The following is a 23189-nucleotide window of genomic DNA, read 5'->3' as shown; positions in this document are numbered from 1 at the left end:
CAGCGCGACGCCTGTTCAAAGGTTGCACTTGTCCCGCATGAAGGCCAGCGCCACCGACAGCCCGTCGGGCGCGATGCCATGCGCCGTGCCCTTCATGATATGTGCGAAGACATCCGTCCAGCCCGCCTCTTGCAGGGCCTCGGCGGCAGCAGGCAGCGACTGCGGCGGCACCACATCGTCCTGATCGCCGTGCACCAGAAGCACCGGCGGTCGGCTCAGCGCCGCGTCGGCCAGCAGTTCGGGCTGCAACAGCCGCCCGGAAAAGGCGACGATGCCCGCCACCGGATCCTCGCGCCGCGGCGCGACGTGCAGGCTCATCATCGTGCCCTGGCTGAAGCCGAACAGCACGACCTGTTCGGGCAGCAGATCCTCGTCGACCATCAGCGCATCGAGGAAGGCATCCAGATCCTGCGCCGCCTGCACCAGACCCGCTTCGGCCTCTTCCTCGCTCGACCCGTCGATCCAGGGGATTGGAAACCACTGAAATCCGAAGGGCGCCCCGGCACACGCCTCGGGCGCATCAGGGGCCACGAAGAGCGTATCGGGCAGATGTTCGCCCAGCGGATCGGCAAGGCCCAAGAGGTCCGCGCCATTGGCACCATAGCCGTGCAGGAACACCACGCAGGACCGCGTCTCTCCCGATACCGGCGCCCGCTTTTCCGCCTGCAAAACCCGTGTCATGCGATGCCCTCTCTCTGTTTTCTCACGTGGTAGTAGGCCCAGAGCGTGCGCGCCGCAACCGATCTCCACGGGCGCCAGTCCTGCGCCATCTGCCGCAACGCCCGGTCCCGGGGCCGCTCGGGAAGATCGAACAACAACCGCGCACCTTCCTGCAAGGCCAGATCGCCGGGGGCGAAGACATCGGCCCGACCCAGGCTGAACATCGCATATATTTCCGCCGTCCAGACGCCGATGCCGGTCACCGCCGTCAGCTCCTTGACCACCGCGTCGGTGGGCGTTTGCCGCAACGCGTCATAGTCGATGCCGGCCCCCGCCAGCGCCATCGCATAGCGCGCCTTCTGACGGCTGAGGCCGAGGCCCCGCAGATGCGCCTCATCCACCGCGAGGATCGCCTCGGGCGTGACCATGCCCGCCGCCTCGAGCTTGGCCCAGATCGCGCGGGCGCTGGCGACGCTGACCTGCTGGCTGCAGATCGCGCTCAGCAACTGCGCAAAGCCGTCGGGGCGCAGGCGCAGCGGCAAAGGGCCTGTTACCTCGAGCGCATGGGCAAAGCGCGGGTCGTGCCGCGCGAGCCACGCCGCGCCTTCGGCGACGCAGGCATCGCCCTGGATCACCCGCCCGATATCTGTATCCGCCTCAGCCATGCCAGCGCCCCTTTCACATCCCTCACCCTTGCCCCACCGGGTCGCACGGGGCGGCGCAGCATCGCCACCCGCAACCCCAGCGCCCGCGCCGCCGCCAGTTTCGGCCAGCCGCCCGGGCCCCCTGCATTGCGCAGCACCAGCCAGTCAATCCGAAGCCTGCGCAAAAGCCGCATCTCGTCCGCAACGCTGAACGGCCCCTGCCCCGGCACGAAGCGGCCGCGCCGCAGCGGAAAGGCCCCGTCGGGTGCCCCCAGAAGCCGGGCAAAGACCGGCCCGCGCAAGGCCCGAATATCCGCCATCCCGCCGCGCCCCAGCGTGGCAAAGACCCGCGCTTCGGGCGGGACCACGCGCGCCAGATCCCGCGCGGCCCACACATCGACCCAGCGGTCGCCCCGGCCCGCGCGCCACGCCGGGCGCACCAACTGAAGATGCGGCACTCTGCAGGCGCGGCAGGCGGCGGCGACGTCATGGGCGGTCCCGGCATCGCAGGGATGCGCCGCCTCGATCACCGCCCGCAGTCCCTGCGCCGCCAACCAGTCCGGCGTGACCCGCCCCATGCTGTCGGGCGGCGGTCCGGCCTCGGGCACGCGCTCCGCCACCGGCAGGTGCAGCCGCGCCCCGGGCAAAGCCCGCGCCAGCGCCCGCGCCTCGGCAGAGCCGCCGACGATCAGCAGGGGAAAGGCGCGGTCATCCATCATGGCGTGTTGATAATCGACGTGGTCCCGCCCCGCCATGCCAATCCGCGACAACATCGCGCTTGCGGCCCTTCGCGCGGCGGACTACGCCAAGCCCATGGAATACGGCCACCCTTCCGCGAAACGAAACGTCCTTGTGCTGGTGACGGCGCAGGCGTTTCTGGGCGCGCAGATGCCGATGATCTTTATCATCGGCGGGCTGGCAGGGCAGTCGCTGGCCTCGAACGTTTGCCTTGCGACGCTACCGATTTCGCTGATCGTGCTGGGCTCGATGCTGACCGCGACGCCGATTTCATGGTTCATGCAGCGCTTTGGCCGCCGCGCGGGGTTTTTCGTGGGGGCGGTGGGGGGCGCGCTCGGGGGCGCTGTCGGGGCATACGGGCTTTACCTCGCGTCCTTCCCGGTTTTCCTGGCCGGGTCGTTCCTGACCGGTATCTACATGTCGGCGCAGGGATTTTACCGCTTCGCCGCCGCCGACACCGCTTCTGCAAGCTTCCGGCCCAAGGCGATTTCCTATGTCATGGCGGGCGGTCTCGCCTCGGCCATCATCGGTCCGCAACTGGTGAAGGTCACGGCGGATGCCTATGTGATCCCCTTCCTTGGCACCTATTTCGCGGTGATCGCGGTCAACCTCGTGGGCGCGCTGGTCTTCCTGTTTCTCGACATCCCCAAACCGCCGGTCCCAGCCGAGGACGCCCCGCGCGGCCGGTCGCGGTGGGAACTCATCACCACCCCGCGGATCGCCGTTGCGGTGATCTGCGCGATGGTCAGCTACGCGCTGATGAACCTGGTGATGACCTCGACCCCGCTGGCGGTCGTCGGCTGCGGCTTTGACAAGAGCAACGCGGCGGACGTGGTCACCGGCCACGTGCTGGCGATGTTCGCGCCGTCCTTCTTCACCGGCCACCTGATCGCGCGGTTCGGCACCGAACGGGTCGTGGCCGCCGGGCTGCTGATCCTTGCCGGGGCCGGGGCGGTGGCGCTGTCGGGGGTGGAGCTTGGGCATTTCTTCGTCGCGCTGATCCTGCTCGGGCTGGGCTGGAACTTCGGCTTCATCGGCGCCACCACCATGCTGGCCGAAGCGCATGCCCCACACGAACGGGGCCGCATGCAGGGCATGAACGACCTGCTGGTCTTTGGCGGCGTGACGCTGGCCTCGCTGTCGTCGGGCGGGCTGATGAACTGTTCGGGCGGCACGGCACAGCAAGGCTGGACGGCGGTGAACCTCGCGATGGTGCCCTTCCTGGTGCTGGCGGGGGCGGCGCTGATCTGGCTGGTGATGCGCCCCGATCCGCGCCCCGCAGAATAGAGCGAGATACAGACAGTCTGGATCGCGCGCGACCGTGCTGAGGCGGACGTTCGAGCCAAGTACCCGGCGCGGAATCGAGGCCGAAGGCCGCCGCGCCATCGCAGTCGCGCGCCCACGCGGCTGCGATTTGGCTGAGCTTGGTGTATCGTGGACGTGGTGTGCGAATTTGGCTGGCATAAAGCGCAGAGCTGAAACACCTGATCGCATCCGCGCGCGACTGCAATGGCGCGGCGCCTCACCCGGTTGCCCAAGGTCCGCTACAGGCCGGTTCAAGCCAATCGCATCACGCTGTATCGCCTCGACCGTGCCTGGGCGTCAGACCCGCCCCAGCGCCGTCACCCGCAAAAGCCGCAGCCTCTTGCCAACCTCCGACAGACCCAGCCGCCCGTCCTTGACGCAGGCGGGATCGCGCACGACCTGCCGCAGGAGAGGCCGTGCCGCCCAGGCCGCCAGCACCGCGGGCCGCGCCGCCTTGGGCACACCGACCTGCTGCCCCCGGTCGAGCCGCATCAGCGCATCCTGCGCCAGCACCGCGACCGCTTCGGGCCGCCCGTCGACCATCGGCACCCGCCCCTTGGCCTCAAGCTCCGGCACCGCCTGCAGAAACGTAGCCAGACCCTGGGCATAGCCCAGATCCAGCAGCGGCTGCGCCTCGACCGACGTCAAGGCCCGCGCCGCCGCCAGCATCAGATGCCCCGCCGTCTGTTCCAGATAGACGGCAAAATGCGCCTCATCCTCGAACGCGTCGCGGTAGACATCCCAGCGCCGCGCCTGCACCAACCGGTCCAGCAACGTCGCGCCATCGGCATCCAGCACCCGGGCCAGCGGCGTGACCACCTCGTGCCGTCGCACCGGTCCGCCTGTGCGGATTTCTTCCAACGCGTCGCGCCACCATTGCAGGCGCATTTCGGCGATCATCGGCTCTTGCGTGACCCAGGGCGCGCGCGCCACCTCGATGTTGAAGGCATAGATCGGGAATAGCCGCGCCCGCGCCCACACCGGTCCCGCCATGACGCTGGCAAAGCGGTCGGGATCCCCCCGCTCCACGATCTGCGCGCAGGCGGTAACATCGGCATCGAAGTCCGGCGCCGTGGTCACTCGGGCTGCACCAGCATCAGCACATAGGCGATCTCATCCGGGGCGGCCTTCCAGCGGGCGATCTCGGCCTCCGACGCCTCGATGACCTCGGCCAGCGCCTCGGCGCGCCCTGCGGCCTTCAACTCCGCGATCCGCGCCGCCAGCGGATCATAATAGGCGGCCCAGGCCTCTCCGGTGATCAGCCGTTCGGCCCGCACAGCGTACCCTGCCGCCGCGACCCGCGCGCGAATGCTGTCGATATCGCCGACAGCGCCTTCCCCCTCCCAAAAGGCACGCGCCGCCTCGGACGGCGGATCGCTCAGGTACACCGGTTCGGAAAACGCCACCCAGCCGCCGGGGGCCAGCGCATCGGCCCACCCCTGCAATCCCTCGGTGACGCCCAGAAAATAGAGCGCCCCCGCGCACCAGATCAGGTCATAGGGCCCCTCAACCTGCGCCATGTCGCCTTCGCGCGCGGTCACACGCGGCCCGAAGGTGTGCAGCCGCGCCTGCGCTTCGGACACGAACTGCGCCACGCCCTCCACCGCGTCGATCCGGGCCTCGGGCAGCGCTTGCGCCAGCGTTTCGCTGTCCGCCCCCGATCCCGCGCCTGCGTCCAGCACCCGCAACGGGCCCGACAGCCCGCTTTCGTTCAGCGCCCAGACCACATCGGCGGGCAGGCCCGGCCCCTGCCGGTGCAGGTCGGTATAAAGCTCCAGAAATCCGTCGGGTAGGGTCAAATGCTCTCTCCTGTATCGCGGATCAGTTTCCAGCGCACCGCGTCCAGCAGCGCCTCGAAACTCGCATCCACTATGTTGGCCGACACGCCGACGGTGGACCAGCGCCGCCCCTGCCCGTCTTCGCTGTCGATGATGACGCGGGTCACCGCCTCGGTCCCGCCCTGGGTGATGCGCACCTTGAAGTCAATGAGGCGCATGTCCGCGATGATGTCCTGATAGCGCCCCAGGTCCTTGGCCAGCGCCTTGGCAAGCGCGTTGACCGGGCCGCGGTCGCTGCCGGTCTCGTCCATCGACTCGCTGACCGACAGCTTCTTTTCGCCGTCAACCTTCACCACCACCACCGCTTCGGACAGCGACACCATGCGGTCGTACTTGTTCTTGCGCCGCTCGACCGTCACACGGTAGCGCTTGACTTCGAAAAACGCGGGCAAGAGGTCAAGCTCGCCCCGCGCCAGCAGTTCGAAACTGGCCTCGGCGGTGTCGTAGGAATACCCCTCCGCCTCGCGCGCCTTCACCACCTCGAGGATCCGGCCCAGGGCCGGATCTCCCGGCGCGACCTCCAGCCCCGCCTCGGCGAGACGGCGGCGCAGGTTCGACTGCCCGGCTTGGTTCGACATCGGAATGAACCGCCGGTTGCCGACCAGCGCCGGGTCTATGTGTTCATAGGTGCTGGGGTCCTTGAGGATCGCACTGGCGTGCAGCCCGGCCTTGTGGGCAAAGGCCGAGGTGCCGACATAGGGCAACTGCTTGAGCGGCACGCGGTTGAGGATATCGTCGAGCATCCGGCTCAGCCGCGTCAGATCCTCCAGCGCCTCCATGCTCACCCCGATATCGAACCGGTCCGCATAGGGCGCCTTGAGCATCAGCGTCGGGATGAGAGACACGAGGTTGGCATTGCCGCAGCGTTCGCCCAAGCCGTTGAGCGTGCCCTGGATCTGCCGCGCCCCTGCCTCGACCGCAGCCAGCGACGCCGCGACGGCGGTTTCGGTGTCGTTGTGGGTGTGGATGCCAATACGGTCGCCGGGCAGGTCCGCCGCGATCACCTCGGTCACGATGCGCCGCACCTCGGCGGGCAACGTGCCGCCGTTGGTGTCGCACAGCACCACCCAACGCGCACCCGCGTCCAGGGCTACGCGCAGGCACGACAGCACATAACCCGGATCGGCGCGGTAGCCGTCAAAGAAATGCTCCGCATCGAACAGAGCCTCGCGCCCCTGCGCCACCAGATGCGCGACGCTGGCGCGGATGTTGTCCAGGTTTTCCTCCAGCGTGATGCCCAGTGCCGTGTCGACATGGAAAGGATGCGTCTTGCCCACGATGCAAACCGCCCCGGTACCCGCATTCAACACCGCCGCCAGCACATCGTCATTCTCCGCCGACCGCCCGGCGCGCTTGGTCATGCCAAAGGCCGTCATCCGCGCCCGGGTCGCGGGCACCTCGTCAAAGAAGGCCGAATCCGTCGGGTTCGCCCCCGGCCAGCCGCCTTCGATATAATCCACGCCCAGCGCATCCAGCGCCCTGGCGATCTTGAGCTTCTCGGCGGTCGAGAACTGCACGCCCTGCGTCTGCTGCCCGTCGCGCAACGTGGTGTCATAAAGGTACAAACGCTCCTTACCCATGCCACACCCCCTGCTTCTTCTTGGTCAATATCCTCCGGGCGTGTGGGGGCTGGCCCCCACCATTCCTTGCATCCAGAGCCGACAAGCCGGGCAGCCCCCGACCGCAGGTGGGGGTGAAGCCCCCGCCCGTGGGGGCGGTCGGGGGCTGCCCGGCGTGCCGCCGGGCCAATTCCCTCAAATGTCCAGTCATTTCAAGGCCTCCAGCTTGACCGGATCAAAACCGGCAACCTTTTCAGCCTGAACTGCACCCTTCAATGCGCTCAGAACCAATCCGGCATCTGCTGCACGCGTCTTTAGCTCATCCGCATGATCATAGTTCTTCGCGATACGTAGATCGTGCCATTTCTGCGCAACGGCTCTGGCCAATGAACCATAGGTCTCGTCACCGTCGCCAACGAACTGAATGACACCATCGGTTTTTTCGACCTTCTGCCATTTCCATCCAGCGAGTTCATCGCCGAACAATCCAAGCAGTGAACCGGCGCTGCGGAGCCCGGCTCTATCACCGCTGTTTGCAAGCTTATGCATTTCCGCGATCGCGCCAGCCGTGTTCAAATCATCCGACAACGCAAGCACGATTTCGTCTGGAACGTCCGTGGCCTCGACACCATCGACCAATCGCCGCCACTTGCGCAGCGTCGCCTCCGCCTCCCTCGCCTTCTTCTCCGTCCAGTCCATCGGCTTGCGGTAATGCGTGCTCAGCATCACAAAGCGGATCACTTCACCCGGCACGCCCTGATTCAAGAGATCGCGCACGGTAAAGAAGTTGCCCAGGGACTTGGACATCTTCTTGCCCTCGACCTGCAGCATCTCGTTGTGCAGCCAGACCCTGGCGAACCCGCCTTCGGGATGCGCGCAGCAGCTTTGCGCGATCTCGTTCTCGTGATGCGGAAACATCAGGTCGTTGCCGCCGCCGTGAATGTCGAAGCTCTCACCCAGCAACTCCTGCGCCATGGCCGAGCATTCGATATGCCAGCCCGGACGCCCCCGGCCCCAGGGGCTGTCCCACCCCGGCAGATCGTCCGGCGACGGCTTCCACAGCACGAAATCCATCGGGTTGCGCTTGTAGGGCGCAACCTCGACCCGCGCCCCCGCGATCATGTCGTCAACCGACCGGCCCGACAGCTTGCCGTAGTCCTTGTAGCTCTCGACCGCGAACAGCACATGCCCCTGGGCCTCATAGGCATGGCCTCTCTCGATCAGCCCCGCGATCATCCCAACCATCTGCGGAATGTACTGCGTGGCGCGGGGCATGTGATCTGGCTCCAGCGCCCCCACCGCGCCCATGTCGTCCAGGAACCACTGCGTCGTCTCGGCGGTGATGTCGCCGATGGGGCGGCCACTCTCCGCCGCGCGGGCGTTGATCTTGTCGTCCACGTCGGTGAAATTGCGCACATAAGTCACATGCTCCGCCCCGTAGACATGCCGCAGCAGCCGGTAAAGCACGTCGAATACGATCACCGGTCGCGCATTGCCCAGATGCGCCCGGTTATACACCGTCGGGCCGCAGACATACATCCGCACATCCTGCGGATCGATCGGATTGAACCGCTCTTTTTTCCGTGTGGCGGAGTTGGTGAGAGAGATATGCATGGGCCGTCCTCGCGCGGGGTCGCGGCGGGCTTATCAACTCTGTCTATGATTGGGAATAGAAGACCGGCCCGCCAGATGGGTTAGCGGATAATGCAGCAAATGAGGGATGCAGCGGTCATCATGGGAACTGCATAGCACTCCGCACCCGCCCCCACAAGCGAGGACTGTCCGCTCAGGACAGGAGGAGCTACGCCCCGTAGCTCACAACCTCGTATTCCACCTCGTCCGGCCCGTCGAAATAGAACCGCCGCCCGGGCTCGTAATCGGCATGCGAATGGGTCCTCAGCCCCTCGGCCCGCACAGCCGCTTCCAGCGCGTCCAGATCCTCGACCACCACCCCGATGTGATTGAGCGATGCCCAGCGCCGGTACTTCCCCTCCGCCGCGTTCATCTCGTGCCCGGGCCGGTAGAGCGCCACATATCCCCGGTCGTCCCCCACATGCACCGAATAGCCGTCCCCCATGGCCGCGCCTTCCCAGCGGACCCGCCAGCCGAACAGCCGCCCTAGGACCTCTGCCGTCGCCTTCGGGTCCGTCACGCATATGTTCACATGTTCCAGCCGTGCCACCATCGTCTCTCTCCTTTTGAGTTGCGATTCACTGACCGTAATTCCTCAAGCGCGCTTGAGATCAAGCCCATTCCCCTTGACCGTCGTCGTTTTCGCGCCGACCCTTCGGGCATGAGCCGCGACACCGTCAACGATCTCTGCCGCGCCCTGCCCGGGGCCGACTGGTCCGAACCCTTCGGGCCGGGCCATGATGTCTGGAAACTTGGGGGCAAGATCTTCGCCGCCATCGGCAGCCAGGGCACCGGCGTGTCGGTCAAGACCCCGTCGGTCGAGGATGCGCAGCTGCTCATCGACATGGGCCGCGCCACCCGCGCACCCTATTTCCACCGCTCCTGGGTTCATGTGCCGCTCAACGCCGACGCGGACGAGTTGCAGGACCGCATCGCCATCTCCTACAGCCTGATCCGCGCCAGCCTGCCGAAAAAGCTGCAGGCCACGCTCGCGCCGCTTTAGCCGCCTGCTCTTGCACCCGTTCGCACCGGCTGGCAGAGAGGCAGGGCCATTGCCGACAGGAGTTTCGCCATGCCCGCGCTTTCAGACCGCATCACCGGGATCAACGGCGGCGGGTCGGACGGCTGGGATGTTTTCTACCGCGCGCGGGCGATGATCGCGGACGGCATCGCCGTCACCGAACTCACCATCGGCGAACACGACATCCGCACCGATGCGTCGATCCTGAATGCCATGCATGAGGCCGCGATGGCCGGGCACACAGGCTATGCCATCGTGCCGGGCACCCCCGGCCTGCGCGACGCCATCGCGCGCCGGGTCAGCGACCGCACGGGTGTTGCCACCACGCGCGACAACGTGCTGATCACCCCGGGCGGACAGGCCGGGCTTTTCGCCGCGCACATGGCCTGCTGCAATCCCGGTGATACCGCGCTTTACGTCGATCCCTATTATGCCACCTATCCCGGCTCGATCCGCGGCGCCGGTGCGGTGCCGCGCGCCATCACCACCCGCGCCGCCGACGCCTTCCTGCCGCAGCCCGATGCGCTCGACGCGGCGGCAAAGGGGGCCGCGTCGCTGCTGATCAACACCCCCAACAACCCCACCGGCGTGGTCTATCCTGCCGACACCATGGCCGCCATTGGCCAGACCGCGCGGGACCATGACCTCTGGCTGATCTCGGACGAGGTGTACGACACGCAGGTGTGGGAGGGTACGCATCTCAGCCCCCGCGCCCTGCCCGGCATGGCCGAGCGGACGCTGGTCATCGGGTCCATGTCGAAAAGCCATGCCATGACCGGCAGCCGCATCGGCTGGATCGTCGCCCCCGCCCCGGTGATCGAGCGCCTTATCGATCTGGCGACCAACACCACCTACGGCGTGCCTGGCTATATCCAGGACGCCGCCCTGTTCGCGCTGAACGCCGGTCCATCTCTCGAAGAGGCCATCGCCGCACCGTTCCGCCGCCGCCGCGCGCTGGCCACCGACATCCTGTCGCGGCAAAGCACCGTCGGCCATATCTCCAGCCAGGGTGCGATGTACCTGATGCTCGATATCCGCGCCACGGGACTGGATGGCGAAGGCTTCGCCAACGCGCTGCTGGATCAGCACCAGATCGCCGTCATGCCCGGCGAAAGCTTCGGTACGTCGGCCAAAGGGCATATTCGCGTCGCGATGACAGTGGATGACGACACCTTCGCCCGCTCCCTGACCACCCTCTGCCGTTTTGCCGAAACCCTGCGCGCCGCCGCCTGACCCGCGGTTGACCAAGCCCGGACCCACCGAACACAGTGATGCCATGACCAAGGCCCCCGTCTCGTCCCTGCGCAACCTTGGCCCTGCCGTCGAAGCCGCCTGCACCCGCGCGGGCATCGACAGCGCCGAGGCGCTGCGCGATCTGGGCGCGCATGAGGCCTATCGCCGGATGGTCGCCACCGGCACCCGCCCGCATTTCATCGGCTACTACGTGCTGCACATGGCGCTGCAGGGCCGCCCCTGGAACGACTGCACCGGCGACGAGAAAAAGGCCCTGCGCCGCGCCTTCGACCAGCTCAAGGCCGAACGGCGGGACGCCCCCGGGCGCCCCTCGTCCGAGCTGGAAAAGTTCCTGGCCGAGATCGGGCTGAGCCGTCCGGATCCCAGATAGGCGGGAACCATCCGGTCCGTTCACGGGTTTGTCAGGCAAGCACGTAAACAGAAAGGGACTGAACCATGGACCTTATCCGCATCATTCTTTCCGTCATCCTGCCGCCTCTGGGCGTCTTCCTGCAGGTCGGCATCGGCAAACATTTCTGGATCAACATCCTGCTGACGATTCTGGGCTATATCCCGGGCATCGTACACGCCGTCTGGATCATCGCCCGCACCGGCCCCGCCCGCGCGTGACCAGGCATCCCGACTTCAAGCGGGTCGAAAGAGCAGAGGCGCTGGCCCATCGCATGGACAGCGCCTTTCGCTTGCCTCTGACCCGGATCCGCCTGGGCTGGGACTCAATTCTGGGCCTCATCCCGGGTGTCGGCGACACGCTGGCGCTCATGCCCGCCGCCTATATCGTCTGGAGCGCGCATGACATGGGCGTGCCGCTGCACCGCAAGACGCAAATGGTCGGCAATGTCTTTATCGACTGGCTACTTGGCCTTGTCCCGCTGGTCGGCGACATTTTCGACGTCGGCTTCAAAGCCAACCGAAAGAACGCCGCGATCCTGCGCCAGCATATCGAAGAGCGTCACGCCGACACATCCTCGCCCGGGACGTGACTACGGCGCACCCGTCAAATCCGACCCTGAACGCAAAACGGGGGGCCAAGGCCCCCCGTTTCTGACGTTTGAAAAGGTCCTGACCCCGGCTCAGCCGACCAATTCGAGACCCGAAAAGAAATACGCGATCTCTTCCGCCGCGGTTTCCGGCGCGTCAGAGCCATGGACCGAGTTTTCGCCGACCGACTCGGCGAATTCCGCGCGGATCGTGCCTTCGGCGGCATCGGCGGGGTTGGTGGCGCCCATCACTTCGCGGTTCTTCGAAATCGCGCCGTCACCTTCCAGCACCTGCACCACGACCGGCTCGGATGCCATGAATTCGCACAGTTCGTCGTAGAACGGACGCTCTGCATGCACCTTGTAGAATTCACCGGCCTGCGCCTTGGTCAGCTGGATGCGCTTTTGCGCGATGATGCGCAGGCCCGCTTCTTCGAACTTGGCATTGATCTTGCCGGTCAGGTTGCGCTTCGTGGCATCCGGCTTGATGATGCTCAGGGTGCGTTCGGTGGCCATATGTCTTGCTCCATGGTCAAAGCCGGGCCTCTGCCCGGCCGGAATTACGATTGGCGCCCCGATAACATGCGCCGTGGGCCTTGGGAAGGGCGCGCAGAACCGTCACCGCCGCAAATCGCGCCATCTCCGCGTGGGCCAACGGGCGCGATGGGCCGCCGCATTGACAGCACCTCACGGCTGGGGCATTGCCCCGCCCATGCTGCAGATCAAGGACATCTCCTATTCGGTCGAGGGCCGCCCGCTTCTGGTCGACGCGTCGGCGACCATCCCCGATGGCCACAAGGTCGGCCTTGTCGGCGCCAACGGCGCGGGCAAGACCACGCTCTTCAAGCTCATCCGCGGCGAACTTGTGCTCGACACCGGCAGTATCTCCCTGCCCAGCCGCGCCCGCATCGGCGGCGTCGCGCAAGAGGTGCCCGCGTCCGAGACATCGCTGCTGGACACGGTGCTGGCCGCCGATACCGAACGCGCCCGCCTGATGGCCGAGGCTGAGACCGCCACCGACGCCCACCGCATCGCCGAGGTCCAGACCCGGCTGGCCGATATCGACGCCTGGTCGGCCGAGGCGCGCGCCGCCGCGATCCTCAAGGGGCTTGGCTTCGACGACCATGAACAGCAGCAGCCCTGTTCCGCCTTCTCGGGCGGCTGGCGCATGCGCGTGGCGCTGGCGGGGGTGCTCTTTTCGCAGCCCGACCTGCTGCTGCTGGACGAGCCGACGAACTATCTCGATCTCGAAGGGGCGCTCTGGCTCGAGGCGTATCTCGCCCGCTATCCGCACACGGTCATCATCATCAGCCACGACCGCGGGCTTCTGAACCGCGCCGTCGGCGGCATCCTGCATCTCAGCGAAAAGAAACTGACCTACTGGACCGGCCCCTATGACCAGTTCGCGCGCCAGCGCGCCGAACAGCGCGCCGTGCAGGCGTCGATGGCCAAGAAACAGCAGGCCCGCAAGGATCACCTGCAAAAGTTCGTGGACCGCTTCAAGGCCAAGGCGTCCAAGGCCAAGCAGGCCCAGGCCCGGGTCAAGATGATCGAAAAGATGGACACGATCACGCCCCCAGAAGAGGCGGCCAAGCGCGTCTTCTCTTTCCCGCAGCCCGACGAGTTGTCGCCCCCGATCATCCACATCGAAGGCGGCGAGACAGGGTATGGCGACACGGTGGTGCTGAGCCGCCTGAACCTGCGCATCGACCAGGACGACCGGATCGCGCTTTTGGGCAAGAACGGCCAGGGCAAATCGACCCTGTCGAAACTGCTCTCGGACCGGCTGCCACTGATGGCAGGCAAGATGACCCGTTCCAACAAACTGCGCATCGGCTATTTCGCCCAGCACCAGGTGGACGAGCTGCATATCGACGAATCGCCGCTCACGCATCTGCAACGCATGCGCCCGGACACGCCGCCCAGCAAGCTGCGCGCGAGGCTCGCAGGCTTCGGCCTCGGCGCCGATCAGGCCGATACCGAGGTCGGGCGCCTGTCGGGCGGGCAAAAGGCGCGGCTGTCGCTGCTGCTGGCCACACTCGACGCGCCGCATCTGCTGATCCTCGACGAACCGACCAACCACCTCGACATCGAAAGCCGCGAGGCGCTGGTCGAGGCGCTGACCGCCTATTCCGGCGCGGTGATCCTGGTCAGCCACGACATGCACCTGCTGGGCATGGTCGCCGACCGGCTGTGGCTGGTCAAAGGCGGCAGCGTCGCGCCCTATGACGACGACCTCGAAGCTTATCGCAAGATGCTGCTGAGCACCGACAAGCCCGTCAAGGCGGCAAAACCCGAAAAGACCGAGCCCAGGCAGGCCAAGCGCCCCAGCCGCGACCAGATGCTGGCCCTGCGCGCCGAGGCCCGCAAAAGCGAGGAGCGGGTGACCAAACTCAACGACATGCGCGACAAGCTGGCCAGGAAGCTCGCCAACCCTGAGCTTTACGACGACACCCGCAAAGGCGAGCTGGAAACCTGGAACCGCAAGTACGCCGAGGTGATGGAGGCGCTGACACGTGCCGAGGCGCTGTGGATGACCGCGCTCGAAAAACTCGACGCCGCCGAAACCGTCTGACCCCCATGCAGCGCCGCCCCTCGCGCGCCACACCCCCCACTCTCCGGTTCCAATAACCTCAGAGAGCACGAGAGACAGCGTCTCTCGTAGCCGCGCGCCCGCGCGGCTTCCCGGACCACAACGCTTGCCTCCAATCGCGTCGGCGCATAAAGCGATGCCATGGACAGCGCCTTTCTGATTTCCGCCTTCGTAACGCTCTTCGTGGTGATCGACCCGGTCGGCCTGACCCCGATCTTCATCGCGCTCACCACCGGATCGGATGCCCGGCACCGCCGCGCCGTGGCCTACCGCGCCTGCAGCATCGCCGCGGTGCTGCTCTTCCTCTTCGCCTTCTTCGGCGAACAGCTTCTGGGCTTCGTCGGCATCTCCATGCCCGCCTTCCGCATTGCGGGCGGCATCCTGCTGTTCCTCACCGCCCTCGACATGCTGTTCGAACGCCGCACCAAGCGGCGCGAGGACACCGCCGAAGCCGAAGAGGATTTTCCCGATCCTTCGGTCTTTCCCATCGCCATCCCGCTCATCGCCGGGCCAGGGGCCATCGCCACGATCATTCTGCTGGTGGGCCAGGCGGACGATGCCACCGGCATCGCCGCGGTGCTGGGGGTGATGGTGGCGGTGTTGCTCATCGTGCTGATGTTCTTTCTGATGGCCGGGCTGATCGAACGCGCGCTCGGCAAGACCGGCATCACCGTGGTCACACGTCTGCTTGGCATGCTGCTGGCGGCGCTCTCGGTGCAATTCGTCCTCGACGGGCTGCGCGCTTTCGGATTGGCGGGCTGACCCTTCCCACCGCCCCACTGCGCCCCTAGATAAAGGGGCAGCAGGAGGGCACAGATGTCATCGATGGAATACGGAAACCTGGCCTACCTAGGCCTTCTGGGCGCGGTGCTGGTGTTCTGGGTCTTCATCCAGAACCGCGACTCGCTCACGAAAAAGGTGCAGCAGTTGGCCGCCTGGGGGCTGATCTTTCTGGGCACCATCGCCGCCATCGGCCTTTGGGACGACATCCGCCAGACCGTGCGCCCGCAGCAGACGGTCTTTGCCGATGCGGGCCGGGTCGAACTGCCGCGCGCGCCCGACGGGCATTACTACGCCACGCTCGACATCAACGGCGCGCCCACCTTCTTTGTGGTCGACACCGGCGCCACCAGCATGGTCCTGACCGAGCAGGACGCGGCGCGCGCAGGCCTCTCGACCGACACCCTCGCCTATGTCTCCGAAGCGATGACGGCCAACGGCCTCGTGCACACCGCCGCCGTGACCCTGGACGAGGTCGCCCTCGGCCCCTTCTCCGACCGCGACGTGCGCGCGTTCGTCAATAGCGGCGAGATGGAGCAAAGCCTGCTCGGCATGACCTACCTCCAACGCTTCGCCCGGCTGGAAATCTCCGGCGGCAAGATGATCCTGGAACGCTGAAAGATCGCCGAGGTCTGGCCGCAATGAGACGCCACGGAGGAAAGGGCGGGAAGCAGCCCTGCTCTGCAGGTGCGAAAACTCATAAAACAACGCGGGAGCGGACATTGGTTTTGCGCCGCCTCGCGAGACGGCTCTTGTGTTCAGATCTCAATAGCCGCTGCAATCGCCAGAGCATCTTCGAGTTCAACGCCAAGGTACCGGACCGTGCTGTCCATCTTGGTATGGCCGAGAAGGAGTTGGACGGCTCGCAGGTTACCGGTTTTCTTGTAGATCTGAGTGACCTTTGTTCGCCGCTTGGAATGGGTCGCATATGCGCTCGCCTCGAGGCCGACCGACGTGACCCAATCTCGGACGATCCGTGCGCATCGACACGCCGAATTCATCGGCAATCTGTCGGGCAGACCGGCCTGCGGCATGCCGCGACACGATAAGCTCTCGACTGTGAACGGTGAGACGTGCACCTTGATGCGGGTTGTTCATCCTTCGGGGTCCTCGGCTGGAGTTTGGCGATTGCAGCCTAACTCCGAACCGGATGAACAACCTACTGAGAGTTCACAGCTAGGTCTCGATGGTTTTCAGCGAGTTCAAGTCGGTCGCGAATTGCCCGAACGTGCTTTGGTTTCAGCGATCGCTTCTGCCGACAATCCGCGCCTTGTTCCAAGCTGGGCGAAGTGCGCGAATGGCTGGTAGGTTTGGTGTAGGTTCCATGACTGATCCTCCGATCCGCCATACCTTCCCAGAACGACACCCCCACGCTGCCTATTTGACCTTATCGCAAGTCTCAAAAGGTCTTTCGGTCCTTACTCTATCTGGCGCACCCAAAGCATGCATTGCGCCGCGCATTCAACGGGATCGATAACCGCAGCAGAGAGTTTACTTCTGACCGCATCGACAACTTCGACCATGCCGGCACAGCCAAGGATGATTGCGGATATGCCGTCTTCCTGTTCAGCCACCAACGCTTCTTGCGCAACCATCTTGCTGGCAAGACGGGTGTTCGTTTCCAATTCCAGAACCGGAATTTCAGAGGCGCGGACTTTTGACACAAAATGGCCGAACCCATACCGCTCTATGTTTGATTGAATGATTGGCTTCGAGATGGAGAGGGACGTTACGACGCTGAAGCGCCAGTTTCTGAGGGCTGCATAGTGATAGGATGCCTGACCGATGCCAATGACCGGGCAATCCGCAATTGCAGCGGCCTCTTCCAGGGCGGTGTCGTCAAAGCATCCGATGATGATACCGTCGGCCCCCTGCGAGGACGCGCGTTTGACCAACTCAAGCAACGGCGCACGCGCGGCTTCGCCATCGGCCTCGCCCTGAATAGCGGCAGGCCCATCCTGCGAGGTCCAGCCCTCGAACGCCAACTCGGGGGCTGATCTGCGTGCCTGGGCGAGCATGGCATCGGTCATTGAGCGCGTGCTGTTGGGGTTGATGATGATCACGGCCATCAGATCATGCCTTTGCCAGCATCGGAGCCTTTCCGTGCGCGGCGGTGGTTCATCAGCCAGACGATAACCAGGAAGACGCCGATCACAAGCAACGAGAATACAGTCGTCAGTGTGCCCAAGGCGAACAACACTGGCGTGGTCACGTTGGTCGTCATGCCGAAGATCTCGAGCGGCAGCGTGTTGTAGCTACCGGCTGTCAGCAGGGTTCGGGCGAATTCATCGTAGCTGAGCGTGAAGCCGAAGAGAGCGACGCCGATCAGCGAAGGCGCGATGATGGGAAGGACCACATGACGGATGACCTGCCACGGGCTTGCACCCAAATCGCGGGCGGCTTCTTCATAGGACCGGTCAAAGCGATTGAACACGGCGAACATGATCAAGAGGCCAAAGGGCAGCGTCCAGGTCAGCTGTGCGCCAAAGCCGGAGCTCGCCCAATGGACCGGCAGGCCAGATTGCGACCAGATAAGGCCGACGCCCAATGAGATCAGGATCGACGGGATCACAAGCGATGTGATGATCAGGTAGAACAACGCGGTGGACCCGGCAAAGCGTTTGCGAAAGGCCAACCCACCCATGACCGAGACAACGACAGTCGTGACCATCACCATGAGTCCCAGAACAAGCGAGCGCCTGAAAGACCCCCAGATGTCGCCCACGGCTTGTTGTTCAAACAGGTCCCTGAACCAGTGCAGGGACACGCCCCGCATCGGGAAGGTCAAGCCGCCCCCGGGACCTTGGAACGACAGGATGCCGATGGTTATTGTCGGGCCGTAAAGGAACACAAGGAACAGGATGAAGAAGGCACTGAGGTAGTAAAAAGACTTGGGGCGCGGCTCCATGATCAAAGCTCCTTGCGGATATCGACGAACCGCAGAAGCGTCCCGATCAGCATGAGGACCGTGACCAGAAGGATGACGGCGGTCGCACTAGCGGATGGATATTGCAGCAGTGAGATGTCGTTCTGGATCAGACGTCCCATGTTGGCGGACTGGCTACCCGACATGAACCGCACGGTGATAAAGTCGCCCATGACAAGCGCGACCACGAAGATCGTGCCGATCATGATACCGGGTTTGGTCAGCGGAACGATGACGTGCCAAAGCGTCTGCCAACCCGTGGCTCCTGCATCCACCGCCGCTTCGATCAGGGATTTGTCGATGCGCATCATCGTGTTGAAAATCGGAACCACCATGAACAGCGTGTAGAGATGAACAAAGGCAAGGATGACGCTGAAATCGCTGAACAGCAGCCATTCCAGCGGCTCATCGATAACACCCATTGAGATCAACGTTGAATTGGCGATCCCGTTGCGCCCCAGAAAGGGAATCCAAGAGATCATCCGAATGATGTTCGAGGTCAGAAAGGGGATCGTGCATAGCAGGAACAAAGCGATCTGCCAGGTCAGGCTGCGGATATGAAACGCCAGATAATAGGCGACGGTAAACCCGATCAGCAGGGTAAAGACCCACGTGATAAAGGCATATTTGAAGGTGTTGAAAAAGACCCGATAGGTCACATCGGAAGTCAGAAGAAATTCATAGTTGTCGAACAGAAACGCGGGGTAAATTGACCATTCCGTCGCGCCCCAGAAGCTGACAACCACGATCATCGCGATTGGTGCGGCGAGGAAGACCAGCAGCACCAACGATAACGGGGCTGCGAGGAGCCATCCTATGACTGAATTGTTCCGCAAATCTGCCTCTGGAGTTGTTTTCAAGATTCTTGTGTGCCGGAGGACCAAGGCCCCCCGGCGCGCATCGCTTAGGCCGCGATGAATTCGTTCCACTTGCGGACCATGTACTGGTTCTCGTCCATGACGGAATTCCAGCAGACGACGTTGCCCATGCGGTCCTCGAAAGATCCGCCATCGCGCACATCACCTGCACCGGCCAGCTTGTCACCGGTGGGTGACAGGATGTCCCCCTCAGCGGGCTTGCCTTCGTACCAATAGCCCCATTCGTCGGCGGTCATGAATTCCTTGGAGGTGCTTGGAACAGCAGAGTAGTAGCCTTGACGCATCAGGTATCCGCCGACCCAGCCGGACAGGTACCAGTTGATGTATTCATAGGCCGCATCCAGTTCCATGCCCGAAAGCGATGCCGAGAGGCCAAGGCCGCCGCCCCATGACCGATAGCCCTCTTCCAACGGCTGATAGACGCATGGGATACCTTGCGACCGTACGGCTGTAATTGCAGGCGACCACATGGACTGGATGACCACCTCACCAGATGCCATCAGGTTCACCGATTCATCGAAGGACTTCCAGAACGCGCGGAACTGACCGTTTTTCTTGGCTTCGGTAAAGATGCCGAGCGTCAGGTCGATCTCTTCCTTCGTCATATTGCCCTTGTCTGGGTATGTGTACTCACCCATGGATTCCACGACCAAGGCCATGTCCATGATCCCGATGGACGAAATATCGAGGATTGAGGCCTTGCCTTTGAATTCCGGATTCAGCAGCTCGGACCAGTTGTTGATCGGGCGACCGATCAGATCGGGGCGGATGCCCAGCGTGTCGGCGTTGTAGATAGTGGGGATCAGCGTCATCCAGCCGGATTCTTCCTGAACGAACTCCGTTCCGTCGACGCCGGTGGTGAACCCGACAGTGTGCGGTGCTGTGCCCTGGGCAATCGTGCTGTCAGGGGTCAGAAGACCACTTCGGAAGGTGCCCGCGATGTTGTCGTATTGTTCAATCTTGGTGGTATCCATCGCCTGCAGGTTGCCCGCGGCCCACACCTTTTTGCAGATGAAGTATTCGATATCCGCGATGTCAAAGCTGTTGGGCTGTGTCGCCGCGCGCTGCGTCACGCTGTCGGTATCCAGCGCGGTCATTTCCAGATTGAAGCCAAGGTCTTCCTTGACCTTCAGGGCCACGTCATTCAGGTTTGACACCCCGGTGCCGAACTGGCGCAAGGTGATGTCTTTCGTCTCTTGCCCCCAGACCATTGGAGCCGGAAGCGCGGCGGCCGCCACCGCCGCGCCACCGGCTTTCAGCAAGGAACGACGCGAATAGCGTACTTTTGAGATTATCGTCATGGTTCGTCCTCTCTGTTGAACGTCTTGTTATCCAGCCAGGGCGTGTGCTGCCTCGGCCTCCCAGTCGAGGCCGATCGCCTCGCCCAACTCCTTCGGGTTGCCGAAGAAATCCTTGTCAGACAGCAGCGCGGTGACCTCTTGTTCGCCGGGAACTGAAGCGGTCAGCGCGACATGCGTGCCTTGATATTCGATGTTTGTAATGGTGCCCGGCAGCTTGGCGGCCTTGTCGGCTGTCACCGTCAACGCATCAGATCGTATCGCGACCATCCCTTCGGGCATCGCCACCACATTGTGAGAGCCCAAAAAACGGGCGACAAAAGCCGTCTTTGGCGCATCGAAGACTGAGCGCGTCTTGCCAGCTTGCTCAATTTTCGCGTCGTTCATTACGACGATCTCATCAGCAAGCGCCAAAGCCTCGTCCTGACCATGAGTGACGTGGACAAAGGTGATGCCAAGTTCCCGCTGCAGCTTTTTCAATTCGGCCCGCATCCGGATACGCAAAAAGGGATCAAGCGCTGATAGCGGCTCATCCAGCAGCAAAACGTCCGGTTTCGTAATCAACGCCCGCGCCAAGGCCGCGCGCTGCTGTTGGCCACCAGACAGTTGTGCAGGCAGCCGGTCCGCCATGGCCGTCATGTCCACAAGCTCCAACAGCTCTTTTGCACGGGCATGGCGCGTGGCTTTATCGACCCCTTTCATGGTTAGGCTGAAGGCCACGTTGTCGAGCACGCTCAGATGCGGGAACAATGCGTAGCTCTGAGACATCATCGCTGTGCCCCGCTTGGCAGGCGGCAGCGCAGAGATGTCCCGACCTGCAAGTGTGATCGAGCCATCAGACACGGTTTCATGCCCGGCAATCATACGTAGAGTGGACGACTTCCCGCATCCAGACGGACCCAAAAGACATGCGTAGGTGCCCGCGCTGAAATGGTAATTGATCGCGTCAACGGCGACCGTGGTGCCGTAGCGCTTCGTGAGACTGATCAGCTCGAGATCGATCTTTTGAGTCATGTTGCCCCCGCAGTGATGCAGTCACGCTGGCGCACATCTTTTGTTTCAGCCAAATTGATTCCAAAGAAATCGCCATGACGGGAGCGAAAGCTTCTCCAATTTATGCGGGTTAGGTTAATGTTGTACAAAAAATAGGCAAAAGTTGTATACAATTATAGAAAAGATTGTGTCTCCGGTTGTGTGTAAAAACTGCGACTTGCAAGTTGGGGAAAGAGAGACCCGTATGACAAAAATGACCAAACTCAAGGCCGCAACCGCAGAAGATATCACTGAGCAGCTTGCGCAGGCGGTGCATGAGCATCGGCTCAAGCCGGGGGCGAAATTGCGCGAGGATGAGGTCAGCGAAGTCTTCGGCGTCAGCCGGACCGTTGTTCGTCAAGCCTTGCATGCCTTGGCCTTCGAAGGCCTGCTGACTATTGAAAGGAACCGTGGTGCCTTCGTCTCGAAGCCGACATTGAAAGAGGCCCATGAGGTCTTTCAGACCCGCGCCCTTCTAGAACCCAGCACAGCACGCGCTGCCGCCGAGCGCACGACACCGGCCGATATCGCCCTGCTTGAGCAGCACATCAAGAAAGAGCATGAAGCACTTGATCAGGGTCAGCCCGGTCTGGCTTTGAAGCTTTCGGGGGATTTCCATCTGGAAATTGCCCGCATCGCGGATCAGCAGACAATCGAGCAGTTCTTGAAGCAATTGGTATCCCGCTCATCGCTTGTCATTGCCCTTTACTGGCAACGCCGGAATGCCCTGTGCGAAAGCAACGCCCACCACGCCCTTGTCGATGCATTGCGCAACCACGATGGCACCGGCGCGGAAGACCTAATGAAGGGCCACCTTTTGGACATCTATTTGCAGTTGGACCTGCGTGAATATGATGAGGGGTCAACATCCCTGAAAGAAGCCTTGCGAAAGTGACAGGTTGCCGAAACGCGGTAAGGTCTTCCACATAACTGCAAGACGCAGCGAATGTCCGGAATGCGGGCTGCGGTCGCAGCATCCTGCAAGTAGGGCCAATTTCGGGTCTGGGCCGGAAGTGACGGAGGCCATGACCAAGAAGCCCCTGGTCGCCGCGCCGCCGCAAGTCCGCAGTGAGCCCAGAATCACCGATTTTTCGGAAGGCATGAATGTCCGCTATGAAAGACGATTTACGATTTTAGGAGTTGCAATAATACTCGGTGTACTTGGGGGCAAAGAATTTGGTGAATGCTTTGACCTCTGGCCGCTTGTACGCAGTCGGGTTCACTAGAAGCCACACGATGGAGCCTGTACCTTCAGGCAGTTCAAAACATTTTACTAAATTCGGGTTGCCGCTTTGAAACCTTGTCGGCAACGCTCCGACGCCAATGCCCAGTTTGATGTTGCTTGCCATGGCCAAAATATCCCTGACAGTCATGATTACCTGGTCTTCGGCCACCCTCGCAAGAAGCCATTGATTGGCTGGATGGTTGGCTAGGTTCTCGTCAAAGGCCATCAATCGGTGGCCTGCCAGATCATCCGCAGAAGCGGGGCGTCCAAGCTTTTCTACGTAACTCCGGGACGCAAAGAGTGACATTCTGAGTTCAAAAATCCGGCGACAGATCAATGAGGGGTCGATATGGCGGTTCGGGTTTGCTAAGCGGATCGCGATATCGGTATCGCCAGATGAAATATCCGCCTCTTCATTGCTTGGCAGCAAGGAGAAGCGGACGTTTTTGTGCCGCTCTGTGAATTCGTTCAAGATTGCTGTGAACCCATCAGTAAAGGCACTTGTGATGGCGGTTACGCGAATGACGCTGGCCTGACTTGCCCGCTGCTTCACGGCCGTCTTCGCGAAGGCCTTCGCGCTGCTTTCCAGGCTTTCTGCATTTGCAAGCAGAGCGATGGCGCTGGGTGTCGGTTTTGCCCCCCGCGTTGTTTTCTCAAACAGGGTCAGGCCAACCGCGTGCTCCAAGACGTCGATGCGACGTGCAACTGTCGTTTGATTGATGCCTAGAACCCTAGAGGCCGCCAGCGTCGAGCCCTCTCGCATGACAGCGAGGAAAATGCGGACGTCGCCCCAGTCTTTGAACTTGCTCTGCATTTTCGCAGAACAGCA

The 23189-nt window shown here is 63.2% G+C and carries 25 protein-coding genes and 1 pseudogene; 10 read left to right on the top strand and 16 right to left on the bottom strand.

The genetic code is table 11. The annotated features are described in order from the left end of the window. Window positions 1-15: 15 nt before the first annotated feature. The 3 genes from ACOXXX_RS08510 to ACOXXX_RS08500 are packed head-to-tail and all read right to left on the bottom strand — an operon-like array spanning window position 16 to window position 2023. Complete coding sequence (locus tag ACOXXX_RS08510; RefSeq protein WP_422826132.1) at window positions 16-681, bottom strand: alpha/beta hydrolase; 666 nt, start codon at window positions 679-681, stop codon at window positions 16-18. Next, the gene (locus ACOXXX_RS08505; protein WP_422826131.1) at window positions 678-1325 is read right to left on the bottom strand and encodes a DNA-3-methyladenine glycosylase family protein; all 648 of its coding nucleotides are present in this window, start codon (window positions 1323-1325) and stop codon (window positions 678-680) included. The genes ACOXXX_RS08510 and ACOXXX_RS08505 overlap by 4 nt, the downstream gene beginning before the upstream one ends. Continuing rightward, on the bottom strand, window positions 1292-2023 hold the full coding sequence (locus tag ACOXXX_RS08500) for a precorrin-6A/cobalt-precorrin-6A reductase (RefSeq protein WP_422826130.1): 732 nt from the start codon (window positions 2021-2023) through the stop codon (window positions 1292-1294). The genes ACOXXX_RS08505 and ACOXXX_RS08500 overlap by 34 nt, the downstream gene beginning before the upstream one ends. A 94-nt stretch (window positions 2024-2117) precedes the next feature. On the opposite strand from ACOXXX_RS08500, the gene ACOXXX_RS08495 reads away from it, so the two are divergent. Continuing rightward, entirely contained in the window at window positions 2118-3329 is a 1212-nt protein-coding gene (locus ACOXXX_RS08495) for an MFS transporter (RefSeq protein ID WP_422826175.1), read from the top strand. Window positions 3330-3644: 315 nt separating this feature from the next. On the opposite strand, the gene ACOXXX_RS08490 is transcribed toward ACOXXX_RS08495, so the two are convergent. The 5 genes from ACOXXX_RS08490 to ACOXXX_RS08470 form a co-directional block, all read right to left on the bottom strand. Further along, the gene (locus ACOXXX_RS08490) at window positions 3645-4427 is read right to left on the bottom strand and encodes a phytoene/squalene synthase family protein (protein ID WP_422826129.1); all 783 of its coding nucleotides are present in this window, start codon (window positions 4425-4427) and stop codon (window positions 3645-3647) included. Then, on the bottom strand, window positions 4424-5146 hold the full coding sequence (locus tag ACOXXX_RS08485) for a class I SAM-dependent methyltransferase (RefSeq protein WP_422826128.1): 723 nt from the start codon (window positions 5144-5146) through the stop codon (window positions 4424-4426). Before ACOXXX_RS08485 ends, ACOXXX_RS08490 begins: the two co-directional genes overlap by 4 nt. Next, window positions 5143-6765 carry a citramalate synthase gene (gene cimA / locus ACOXXX_RS08480; protein WP_422826127.1) on the bottom strand — a complete coding sequence of 541 codons (1623 nt, stop codon included), beginning with the start codon at window positions 6763-6765 and terminating at the stop codon, window positions 5143-5145. The genes ACOXXX_RS08485 and cimA overlap by 4 nt, the downstream gene beginning before the upstream one ends. Before the next feature lie 186 nt (window positions 6766-6951). Next, the gene (cysS, locus tag ACOXXX_RS08475) at window positions 6952-8358 is read right to left on the bottom strand and encodes a cysteine--tRNA ligase (RefSeq protein ID WP_422826126.1); all 1407 of its coding nucleotides are present in this window, start codon (window positions 8356-8358) and stop codon (window positions 6952-6954) included. 187 nt (window positions 8359-8545) lie between these two features. After that, complete coding sequence (locus ACOXXX_RS08470) at window positions 8546-8929, bottom strand: VOC family protein (RefSeq protein WP_422826125.1); 384 nt, start codon at window positions 8927-8929, stop codon at window positions 8546-8548. 108 nt (window positions 8930-9037) lie between these two features. Here ACOXXX_RS08470 and ACOXXX_RS08465 point away from each other — a divergent pair, with 108 nt between their 5' ends. The 5 genes from ACOXXX_RS08465 (at window position 9038) to ACOXXX_RS08445 (ending at window position 11631) form a co-directional block, all read left to right on the top strand. After that, window positions 9038-9379: an MmcQ/YjbR family DNA-binding protein gene (locus ACOXXX_RS08465; RefSeq protein ID WP_422826124.1), complete on the top strand. Its 342-nt coding sequence runs from the start codon at window positions 9038-9040 to the stop codon at window positions 9377-9379. Window positions 9380-9448: 69 nt separating this feature from the next. Then, entirely contained in the window at window positions 9449-10630 is a 1182-nt protein-coding gene (locus tag ACOXXX_RS08460; RefSeq protein WP_422826123.1) for a pyridoxal phosphate-dependent aminotransferase, read from the top strand. A 43-nt stretch (window positions 10631-10673) separates the two neighbouring features. Beyond that, complete coding sequence (locus ACOXXX_RS08455) at window positions 10674-11021, top strand: TfoX/Sxy family protein (RefSeq protein WP_422826122.1); 348 nt, start codon at window positions 10674-10676, stop codon at window positions 11019-11021. A gap of 65 nt (window positions 11022-11086) precedes the next feature. Then, a complete protein-coding gene (locus tag ACOXXX_RS08450; protein WP_422826121.1) occupies window positions 11087-11260 on the top strand; it encodes a YqaE/Pmp3 family membrane protein in 174 nt (57 codons plus the stop codon). After that, window positions 11257-11631 carry a DUF4112 domain-containing protein gene (locus ACOXXX_RS08445; protein WP_422826120.1) on the top strand — a complete coding sequence of 125 codons (375 nt, stop codon included), beginning with the start codon at window positions 11257-11259 and terminating at the stop codon, window positions 11629-11631. Before ACOXXX_RS08450 ends, ACOXXX_RS08445 begins: the two co-directional genes overlap by 4 nt. 90 nt (window positions 11632-11721) lie before the next feature. Here the strand turns inward: ACOXXX_RS08445 and ndk are convergent, their stop codons facing one another. Further along, entirely contained in the window at window positions 11722-12144 is a 423-nt protein-coding gene (ndk, locus tag ACOXXX_RS08440; protein WP_422826119.1) for a nucleoside-diphosphate kinase, read from the bottom strand. A gap of 196 nt (window positions 12145-12340) precedes the next feature. On the opposite strand from ndk, the gene ACOXXX_RS08435 reads away from it, so the two are divergent. The 3 genes from ACOXXX_RS08435 to ACOXXX_RS08425 all read left to right on the top strand — a co-directional run bounded on the left by ACOXXX_RS08435 (window position 12341) and on the right by ACOXXX_RS08425 (window position 15619). Further along, window positions 12341-14203, top strand: coding sequence for an ABC-F family ATP-binding cassette domain-containing protein (locus ACOXXX_RS08435; protein ID WP_422826118.1), 1863 nt, complete (start codon window positions 12341-12343; stop codon window positions 14201-14203). 159 nt (window positions 14204-14362) lie between these two features. Further along, entirely contained in the window at window positions 14363-14983 is a 621-nt protein-coding gene (locus ACOXXX_RS08430; protein WP_422826117.1) for a MarC family protein, read from the top strand. Window positions 14984-15037: 54 nt separating this feature from the next. Next, on the top strand, window positions 15038-15619 hold the full coding sequence (locus tag ACOXXX_RS08425; protein WP_422826116.1) for a retropepsin-like aspartic protease family protein: 582 nt from the start codon (window positions 15038-15040) through the stop codon (window positions 15617-15619). Between the two features lie 140 nt (window positions 15620-15759). On the opposite strand, the pseudogene ACOXXX_RS08420 reads toward ACOXXX_RS08425, so the two are convergent. The 6 genes and pseudogenes from ACOXXX_RS08420 to ACOXXX_RS08395 form a co-directional block, all read right to left on the bottom strand. Further along, a pseudogene (locus ACOXXX_RS08420) lies at window positions 15760-16327 on the bottom strand (tyrosine-type recombinase/integrase). Between the two features lie 92 nt (window positions 16328-16419). Then, window positions 16420-17070, bottom strand: coding sequence for an aspartate/glutamate racemase family protein (locus ACOXXX_RS08415; protein ID WP_422826115.1), 651 nt, complete (start codon window positions 17068-17070; stop codon window positions 16420-16422). Beyond that, window positions 17070-17909, bottom strand: coding sequence for an ABC transporter permease (locus ACOXXX_RS08410; RefSeq protein WP_422826114.1), 840 nt, complete (start codon window positions 17907-17909; stop codon window positions 17070-17072). Before ACOXXX_RS08410 ends, ACOXXX_RS08415 begins: the two co-directional genes overlap by 1 nt. 2 nt (window positions 17910-17911) lie before the next feature. Next, entirely contained in the window at window positions 17912-18787 is an 876-nt protein-coding gene (locus ACOXXX_RS08405) for an ABC transporter permease (protein ID WP_422826113.1), read from the bottom strand. Window positions 18788-18831: 44 nt separating this feature from the next. Continuing rightward, window positions 18832-20097 (bottom strand): ABC transporter substrate-binding protein, encoded by a 1266-nt coding sequence (locus ACOXXX_RS08400; RefSeq protein WP_422826174.1) that lies wholly within the window; start codon window positions 20095-20097, stop codon window positions 18832-18834. 36 nt (window positions 20098-20133) lie between these two features. Continuing rightward, window positions 20134-21117, bottom strand: a complete 984-nt coding sequence (locus tag ACOXXX_RS08395; protein ID WP_422826112.1) for an ABC transporter ATP-binding protein — start codon at window positions 21115-21117, stop codon at window positions 20134-20136. Window positions 21118-21340: 223 nt separating this feature from the next. On the opposite strand from ACOXXX_RS08395, the gene ACOXXX_RS08390 reads away from it, so the two are divergent. Next, window positions 21341-22030: a GntR family transcriptional regulator gene (locus ACOXXX_RS08390; RefSeq protein WP_422826111.1), complete on the top strand. Its 690-nt coding sequence runs from the start codon at window positions 21341-21343 to the stop codon at window positions 22028-22030. Between the two features lie 238 nt (window positions 22031-22268). On the opposite strand, the gene ACOXXX_RS08385 is transcribed toward ACOXXX_RS08390, so the two are convergent. Then, window positions 22269-23174, bottom strand: coding sequence for a LysR family transcriptional regulator (locus tag ACOXXX_RS08385; protein WP_422826110.1), 906 nt, complete (start codon window positions 23172-23174; stop codon window positions 22269-22271). Window positions 23175-23189 lie beyond the last annotated feature (15 nt).

This window comes from Thalassococcus sp. BH17M4-6, from assembly GCF_049323015.1.
Taxonomy (GTDB): Bacteria; Pseudomonadota; Alphaproteobacteria; order Rhodobacterales; family Rhodobacteraceae; genus Puniceibacterium.
Note: the sequence above shows the minus strand (reverse complement) of the source record. Positions and strands in the feature narration are given on the sequence as shown.

What these genes read in the sequence shown, in the direction of transcription:
- ACOXXX_RS08510 (WP_422826132.1), bottom strand. Translation starts at nt 681, where the DNA reads ATGACACGGGTTTTGCAGGCGGAAAAGCGGGCGCCGGTATCGGGAGAG.
- ACOXXX_RS08505 (WP_422826131.1), bottom strand. Translation starts at nt 1,325, where the DNA reads ATGGCTGAGGCGGATACAGATATCGGGCGGGTGATCCAGGGCGATGCC.
- ACOXXX_RS08500 (WP_422826130.1), bottom strand. Translation starts at nt 2,023, where the DNA reads ATGATGGATGACCGCGCCTTTCCCCTGCTGATCGTCGGCGGCTCTGCC.
- ACOXXX_RS08495 (WP_422826175.1), top strand. Translation starts at nt 2,118, where the DNA reads ATGGAATACGGCCACCCTTCCGCGAAACGAAACGTCCTTGTGCTGGTG.
- cimA (WP_422826127.1), bottom strand. Translation starts at nt 6,765, where the DNA reads ATGGGTAAGGAGCGTTTGTACCTTTATGACACCACGTTGCGCGACGGG.
- cysS (WP_422826126.1), bottom strand. Translation starts at nt 8,358, where the DNA reads ATGCATATCTCTCTCACCAACTCCGCCACACGGAAAAAAGAGCGGTTC.
- ACOXXX_RS08470 (WP_422826125.1), bottom strand. Translation starts at nt 8,929, where the DNA reads ATGGTGGCACGGCTGGAACATGTGAACATATGCGTGACGGACCCGAAG.
- ACOXXX_RS08465 (WP_422826124.1), top strand. Translation starts at nt 9,038, where the DNA reads ATGAGCCGCGACACCGTCAACGATCTCTGCCGCGCCCTGCCCGGGGCC.
- ACOXXX_RS08460 (WP_422826123.1), top strand. Translation starts at nt 9,449, where the DNA reads ATGCCCGCGCTTTCAGACCGCATCACCGGGATCAACGGCGGCGGGTCG.
- ACOXXX_RS08455 (WP_422826122.1), top strand. Translation starts at nt 10,674, where the DNA reads ATGACCAAGGCCCCCGTCTCGTCCCTGCGCAACCTTGGCCCTGCCGTC.
- ACOXXX_RS08450 (WP_422826121.1), top strand. Translation starts at nt 11,087, where the DNA reads ATGGACCTTATCCGCATCATTCTTTCCGTCATCCTGCCGCCTCTGGGC.
- ndk (WP_422826119.1), bottom strand. Translation starts at nt 12,144, where the DNA reads ATGGCCACCGAACGCACCCTGAGCATCATCAAGCCGGATGCCACGAAG.
- ACOXXX_RS08435 (WP_422826118.1), top strand. Translation starts at nt 12,341, where the DNA reads ATGCTGCAGATCAAGGACATCTCCTATTCGGTCGAGGGCCGCCCGCTT.
- ACOXXX_RS08430 (WP_422826117.1), top strand. Translation starts at nt 14,363, where the DNA reads ATGGACAGCGCCTTTCTGATTTCCGCCTTCGTAACGCTCTTCGTGGTG.
- ACOXXX_RS08425 (WP_422826116.1), top strand. Translation starts at nt 15,038, where the DNA reads ATGTCATCGATGGAATACGGAAACCTGGCCTACCTAGGCCTTCTGGGC.
- ACOXXX_RS08415 (WP_422826115.1), bottom strand. Translation starts at nt 17,070, where the DNA reads ATGGCCGTGATCATCATCAACCCCAACAGCACGCGCTCAATGACCGAT.
- ACOXXX_RS08410 (WP_422826114.1), bottom strand. Translation starts at nt 17,909, where the DNA reads ATGGAGCCGCGCCCCAAGTCTTTTTACTACCTCAGTGCCTTCTTCATC.
- ACOXXX_RS08395 (WP_422826112.1), bottom strand. Translation starts at nt 21,117, where the DNA reads ATGACTCAAAAGATCGATCTCGAGCTGATCAGTCTCACGAAGCGCTAC.
- ACOXXX_RS08390 (WP_422826111.1), top strand. Translation starts at nt 21,341, where the DNA reads ATGACAAAAATGACCAAACTCAAGGCCGCAACCGCAGAAGATATCACT.
- ACOXXX_RS08385 (WP_422826110.1), bottom strand. Translation starts at nt 23,174, where the DNA reads ATGCAGAGCAAGTTCAAAGACTGGGGCGACGTCCGCATTTTCCTCGCT.